A 6,000-nucleotide genomic window follows, 5' to 3' on the forward strand; every position below is an offset into this window, starting at 1 on the left:
CGCACGATACCATCAATCGATGGTGCAGTCGTACTGGCTTACGCAGACGCACCAGGTCTTGTCCTGGCTCGGGTCGCATTGTGAGCTCTGCGGCACGCACAGCCCGCACGCCGTGGCGCCGAAGACCGTCGTCTGCTCCTGGCACGCACGGATGGTTCCCTGCGCGGACGGCTGCGCGCGCTCCGTGCGGAACGTCTCCACGGACAGCGTTTCGGGATCCAGTCGCAGCTTTCTCATGAGCGGTGCCCTCCTCGAAAGGTTGAACAAGGGATGAATTTGACCGTGGCACGATAGCTTTATACGCCGGATAAAGCACGAAATTCGTTTGGAGCCGCTTCGGCATGCTTCCCGCTTCCGCCGGTGTGACGAGACAACATCCACAACGGCCGGGAGATACGGAATGCCGCGCGAGGTGACGGACGGGGACGGGACGACGTGGAGCTGCGTGGAGGCGTACGCGGGGCTCTCGGAGGATGGAAAGAGCGACGCCGCGCGCGTGGAGGGCACGGACCGCTACCGCGTGGTGTGCACGCCCACGGGCGGCGCGGCGTCCGTGACGCTGGAGCTGCCCGGCGGCTGGGACGAGTCCCTGTCGGACGAAGACCTGGCGCGCGAGATCCAGCAAGCGGCGCGCTGAGCCATGGCGAGGGGCGCGGGCGGATCGGGCGCGGCGGCGGAACGGCCGTCGCTGCTGCGGGCGCTGCGGTCCCGCAACTACCGGCTGTTCTTCGCCGGGCAGAGCGTGTCCCTCGTCGGCACGTGGATCACCCGCGTGGCCACCAGCTGGCTGGTCTACCGCCTCACGGGCTCGGCGGCCATGCTGGGCATCGTGGGCTTCGCCAGCCAGATCCCCACCTTTGTCCTGGCGCCGTTCGCCGGCGTGTGGGTGGACCGGCTGAACCGGTACCGGGTGCTGGTGATCACCCAGGTGCTGGCCATGCTGCAGTCGTTCGCCCTGGCGGCGCTGGCGCTGGCGGGAACCATCGAGGTGTGGCACGTGCTGTGGCTGGGCGCCCTGCAGGGCGTCATCAACGCCTTCGACACGCCGGCCCGCCAGGCCATGCTCGTGGACCTGGTGGAGGACCGGGCGGACCTGCCCAACGCCATCGCCCTCAACTCGTCCATGGTGAACGGGGCGCGGCTCATCGGCCCGTCGGTGGCGGGGATCGTGATCGCGGCCGTGGGCGAGGCGTGGTGCTTTCTGGCGGACGGCATCAGCTACGTTGCCGTGATCGTCTCGCTCCTGCTGATGGCCGTGCCCAAGGGCCGGGCGCCGCGCCGCGACACGCGGGTGATGCAGGAGCTGACGGAGGGGTTCCGCTACGCGTTCGGGTTTCGCCCCATCCGCGCCGTGCTCATCCTGCTGGCCGTCGTGAGCCTGACGGGGATGCCGTACACGGTGCTCATGCCCGTCATCGCCGACAAGACGCTGCACGGCGGGCCGCACACGCTGGGGTTCCTGATGGGCGCGTCTGGGGTGGGCGCGCTGGGCGGGGCGCTGTACCTGGCGTCGCGGCGTAGCGTGCTGGGGCTGGGGCGGGTGATCCCCATCGCGGCGGCCGTGTTCGGGATCGGGCTGGTGGCGTTCGGGGCGTCGCGGTCGCTTCCCCTGTCGCTGGTGCTGATGCTGCTGACGGGGAGCGGGTTCATGGTGCAGATGGCCAGCAGCAACACCATTCTGCAGACCATCGTCCGCGAGGACATGCGGGGGCGGGTGATGGCGTTCTACACCATGGCGTTCATGGGGACCACGCCGTTCGGCAGCCTGCTGGCGGGCGGATTGGCCGCGCGCATCGGCGCGGAGCGCACGCTGATGGCGGGCGGCGTGGCGTGCGTGGCCGCCGCGGCGGTATTCGCGCGGGTGCTGCCGGAGCTGCGGCGGCAGGTGCGGCCGCTGTACGTGGAGCGCGGCATCCTTCCGCCCATCGCCGACGGGCTCTCCAGCAGCACCGCCATGCGCCAGGAGGTGGAGCGGTAGGCGAAACGCGCAATCCCGGCGCGCTTTCCGCGAAGCGTCATCCTGAGGAGCCGCCGCGCGATCTCGCCCGATTCGTGGACCGTGGCGGCGACGAAGGATCTTGCCCGCAAAGCGAGAGGCCGGCCCCCAGGCGTGGAGCCGGCCTCATGCGAGCGCCCCCTCCGGGCTCGCGGAGCTCGCCCACCTCCCCCAAAAAAGACTGGGGGAGGTTGAACCGCACCCGCGCACGGGCGAGGTCTGCGCAGCAGGGGATGGATCCCGTTGTCGCGGTTCTGTTTACACCGTCCCGCGCTGTCATTCTGAGCGACCGAGGCGCCGGCTGGACCTGTCCCTGCGATGATGCATCGGCGCCGACCGAGCGAAGAATCTGGTCGCCGGAGTGCTTGATCCCGCCCGCGCGCTGAGTTCGCGCGCGAGGGGTTCGTGCACGGGCGAGTGCCGTGCGCGGCGCGACCCAAGTCTTCACTCGGCGCCATCGTGCACGGGATGGATCGCGACAGCGCCTCCTTCAGAATGACAGCACAGGACGGATCGCGTTGTCGCGGTTGTCGTTTACCGGTTCACCGTCCCATGTCGTCGGACGTCTCCTCGGTGCGACCGTGATCCGGCCGCCAGGGCTCGTCCTCCAGCTTCGCGATCAGCCGGTCCATCAGCGCGACGGTGTGGCGCAGATCGTCCGCGTCCATCCCCTCCGTCACGTGGTGCGTGAACGCGTGCTGCAGGGGGCGGATGACGTCGATGGCGTCCCAGCCGGCCCGCGTGGGGCGCAGCAGCCGGGCGCGGCGGTGGCGCGGGTTGTCGACGTACTCCGCCATGCCGTCCGCCACGAGCGCGTCCGCCAGCCGCTGCACGCTCTGCCGCGTGAGGCCCATGGCCCGCGCCGCGTCGCTCACCGTGAGCGGCTCGCCCAGCACGGCGCCCAGCACCTGCCAGCGCGCGGCCGTGAGCCCCGCCGGCCGCGCCATGTGCTCCGCCACGGCCAGGAACAGCCCGTTGAGCCGAAAGGTGCGGATGACGAGGTCCGTCAGCGCCGTGCCGGCGGGCGAGCGCGCCGTGTCCTGCCGGCGCGCCTCGTCCAGGCGGCTCACGCGCCGGCCGCTTCCAGGGCGGCGAGCGTGTAGAAGCCGGCCGGGTCGTTGTGCTTGTAGAGCGCGTACCACGCGTCCAGCGCCTCGGTCGCGTACAGGTCCAGCCGCTCGAAGATGGCCCGCGCGAAGTCCACGGGCGCCGTGCCGCTGGCCGTGATCAGGTCGCCGTCGCGATGCGCGGGCGCGTCCACGTAGTGCGCGATGCCCTCGTAGCCCGTCTGCCACGACAGGTACTCGCGCGCGTTGCTGGTGTGCGCACGGCCGTTCAGCACGCCGGCGCGGGCCAGCGCGCCCGTGGCGCCGCAGATGGCCGCGACGGGCACGCCCGCGTCCAGGAACGCGCGCGCCGTCCCGACGGCCTCGGGGTGCGCGCCCGAATCCCACGACGCCGCGCCGGGGATGATGAGCATGGCGCTGTTCTCCGGCCGCAGCTCGTCCAGCGCCAGGTCGGGGACGAGGGTGATGCCGCCCATGGTGCGCACGGGATCGCGCGTGGGACCCACCGTGCGGATGGAGTAGCGGCCCGGGTTGCGCTGGAACGCGGGCTGGTTGATGCCGGCCACGGCGTATCCGGGCTCCCAGTCCGACATCGTGTCCAGCACGAACAGGTGCACCGTCTGCTGCTCCATCGTCGCCTCCCAAAAATGAGTTGACAGTCTGCTGTCATCGTGTGGATCGATGATAGCCAGATGCCAGCATGCTGTCAACAGGATGAACGCCGTCCACTACGCCGGGTGGGTGCATGCGTTGGTGGTTGAAGCCTTGTTCGCAGAGCGCGTCAGCGCGAGACAGGGCTTACCGCTGTCCCAGCGGCGGCTTTAGCCGCTCAGGCTGGGACTGCGCGTGGGATCGACGCACCGTGCTCGCTCCGATCCGCCGATCCGCCGATCCGCCGATCCGCCGATCCGCCGATCCGCCGATCCGCCGATCCGCCGATCCGCCGATCCGCCAGCAGGGGCGGGGCTGGACGCTGACATCCAAATTCGTTATTTTACACGGCTGTTTCCGAGACCGGGCACCTCCGTTGAGGCGCCCGTATTTCTTTTTCGCGTCGCGGAAACGCTTGACGCAGCGCATACGGCCGGGCAACGGCCATCAAAGAGTCGATCTATGTCCATTCGCAACATCGCCATCATCGCCCACGTCGACCACGGAAAGACGACGCTGGTGGACCACATGCTCCGCCAAGCCGGCACCTTCCGCGAGAACCAGCACGTGGCGGAGCGGGTGATGGACAGCAACCCGCTGGAGCGCGAGCGCGGGATCACCATCCTGGCCAAGAACCTGTCCGTTCGCTGGGGCGACACCAAGATCAACATCGTCGATACCCCGGGGCATAGCGACTTTGGCGGCGAGGTGGAGCGCATCCTTCGCATGGTGGACGGCGTGATCCTTCTGGTGGACGCGGCCGAGGGCCCCATGCCGCAGACCCGCTTCGTGACCCGCAAGGCCATGGAGCTGGGGCTGCAGCCCATCGTGGTGATCAACAAGATCGACCGCGGCGACGCCGACCCGCACCGCGTGCACGACGAGGTGCTGGAGCTGTTCATGGAGCTGGAGGCCGACGACCACCAGCTGGACTGCCCGTTCCTGTACGCCATCGGGCGCGAGGGCGTGGCCATGCTGCAGCCCACGGACGAGCGCAAGAACCTCACGCCGCTCTTTGACTCCATCCTGGAGACCATCCCGGCGCCCACGGGCGACGAGGCGGGACCGTTCCAGATGCTGGTGTCCACGATCGACTACTCGCCGTACCTGGGCCGCCTGGCCATTGGCCACATCGAGCGCGGCGTGGTCAAGGTGGGCGACAGCGTGGTGCTGCTGGAGCACGGCCACGAGGGCGACGTGCCCGCCAGCGCGCGCAACCGCGTGGGCAAGCTGTTCACGTTCAACGGCCTGGAGCGCATGGAGATCGAGTCGGCGTCGGCCGGCGACATCGTGGCGCTCAGCGGCCTGCAGAACGTGGACATCGGCAGCACCGTCTGCGACCCCTCGGCGCCCGAGCCGCTGGCCGGCATCGCCGTGGAGGAGCCGACGGTCTCGGTCGACATCATGCTCAACAACTCGCCCTTCGCGGGGCGCGAGGGCAAGTACGTCACCAGCCGCCAGGTGCGCGACCGGCTCTTCAAGGAGCTGGAGAGCAACGTGGCGCTGCGCGTGGAAGAGACGGACAGCCCCGACACGCTCACGGTCAGCGGCCGCGGCGAGCTGCACCTGGGCATCCTGATGGAGACCATGCGCCGCGAGGGCTACGAGTTCGCCGTGAGCCGCCCGCGCGTGATCCTCAAGAAGGGGCCCGACGGGCAGCTGCAGGAGCCCTACGAGGAGGTGACCATCGACGTCCCCGAGACGCTGATGGGCCCCGTGATCCAGGAGCTGGGCCAGCGCCGCGGCGAGATGCGCGAGATGAAGAACCCCGGCGGCGGCCTGGTGCGCCTGGTGTACCGCATGCCGGCGCGCGGTCTGTTCGGCTACCGCTCGGAGTTCCTCACCGCCACGCGCGGCGAGGGCATCCTGCACCACCGGTTCATGGAGTACGGCCCGTACGTGGGCCCCATGAACACGCGCAACCGCGGCGTGCTGGTGAGCATGATGGCGGGCGAGAGCGTGGCGTTCTCGCTGGGCAACCTGCAGGAGCGCAGCACCTTCTTCATCGACGCCGGCGTGCCGGTGTACGAGGGGATGATCGTGGGCGAGAACAGCCGCCCGGGCGACATGGAGGTGAACGTCACCAAGGGGAAGAAGCTCACCAACATGCGCGCCAGCGGGAGCGACGACAACATCCTGCTCGAGCCGCCGCGGGTGATGACCCTGGAGGACGCGATGGGCTACATCGCCGACGACGAGCTCATCGAGGTGACCCCGAAGTCGCTGCGCCTGCGCAAGCGTCTCCTCACCGCCAACGACCGCAAGAAGGCCTCGCGCGCCGCGAGT

6 protein-coding genes are annotated in these 6,000 nt (G+C 69.6%); 3 read left to right on the top strand and 3 right to left on the bottom strand.

Translation table 11 applies throughout. The features are described 5' to 3' along the window. Positions 1 to 12: 12 nt before the first annotated feature. Positions 13 to 237 (bottom strand): hypothetical protein, encoded by a 225-nt coding sequence (locus VFZ20_RS15400; RefSeq protein WP_329684795.1) that lies wholly within the window; start codon positions 235 to 237, stop codon positions 13 to 15. A 163-nt stretch (positions 238 to 400) separates the two neighbouring features. Here VFZ20_RS15400 and VFZ20_RS15405 point away from each other — a divergent pair, with 163 nt between their 5' ends. Both VFZ20_RS15405 and VFZ20_RS15410 read left to right on the top strand, forming a co-directional pair. After that, positions 401 to 637 carry a hypothetical protein gene (locus tag VFZ20_RS15405; RefSeq protein ID WP_329684796.1) on the top strand — a complete coding sequence of 79 codons (237 nt, stop codon included), beginning with the start codon at positions 401 to 403 and terminating at the stop codon, positions 635 to 637. Between the two features lie 3 nt (positions 638 to 640). After that, on the top strand, positions 641 to 1,978 hold the full coding sequence (locus tag VFZ20_RS15410; RefSeq protein ID WP_329684797.1) for an MFS transporter: 1,338 nt from the start codon (positions 641 to 643) through the stop codon (positions 1,976 to 1,978). A 560-nt stretch (positions 1,979 to 2,538) separates the two neighbouring features. Here the strand turns inward: VFZ20_RS15410 and VFZ20_RS15415 are convergent. Together VFZ20_RS15415 and VFZ20_RS15420 are read right to left on the bottom strand one after the other, a co-directional pair. Further along, entirely contained in the window at positions 2,539 to 3,006 is a 468-nt protein-coding gene (locus VFZ20_RS15415; RefSeq protein ID WP_349264097.1) for a MarR family winged helix-turn-helix transcriptional regulator, read from the bottom strand. A 56-nt stretch (positions 3,007 to 3,062) separates the two neighbouring features. After that, a complete protein-coding gene (locus VFZ20_RS15420) occupies positions 3,063 to 3,695 on the bottom strand; it encodes a type 1 glutamine amidotransferase family protein (RefSeq protein WP_329684799.1) in 633 nt (210 codons plus the stop codon). A 481-nt stretch (positions 3,696 to 4,176) separates the two neighbouring features. Here VFZ20_RS15420 and typA point away from each other — a divergent pair. Next, positions 4,177 to 6,000, top strand: a 1,824-nt coding sequence (gene typA, locus VFZ20_RS15425) for a translational GTPase TypA (protein WP_329684800.1), incomplete at its 3' end; no start/stop codon positions are given.

Source organism: Longimicrobium sp. (assembly GCF_036280135.1).
Classification (GTDB): domain Bacteria; phylum Gemmatimonadota; class Gemmatimonadetes; order Longimicrobiales; family Longimicrobiaceae; genus Longimicrobium.

Excerpts from the sequence above, each read along its gene's own strand:
- VFZ20_RS15400 (WP_329684795.1), bottom strand. The coding sequence starts at position 237 with ATGAGAAAGCTGCGACTGGATCCCGAAACGCTGTCCGTGGAGACGTTC.
- VFZ20_RS15405 (WP_329684796.1), top strand. The coding sequence starts at position 401 with ATGCCGCGCGAGGTGACGGACGGGGACGGGACGACGTGGAGCTGCGTG.
- VFZ20_RS15410 (WP_329684797.1), top strand. The coding sequence starts at position 641 with ATGGCGAGGGGCGCGGGCGGATCGGGCGCGGCGGCGGAACGGCCGTCG.
- VFZ20_RS15420 (WP_329684799.1), bottom strand. The coding sequence starts at position 3,695 with ATGGAGCAGCAGACGGTGCACCTGTTCGTGCTGGACACGATGTCGGAC.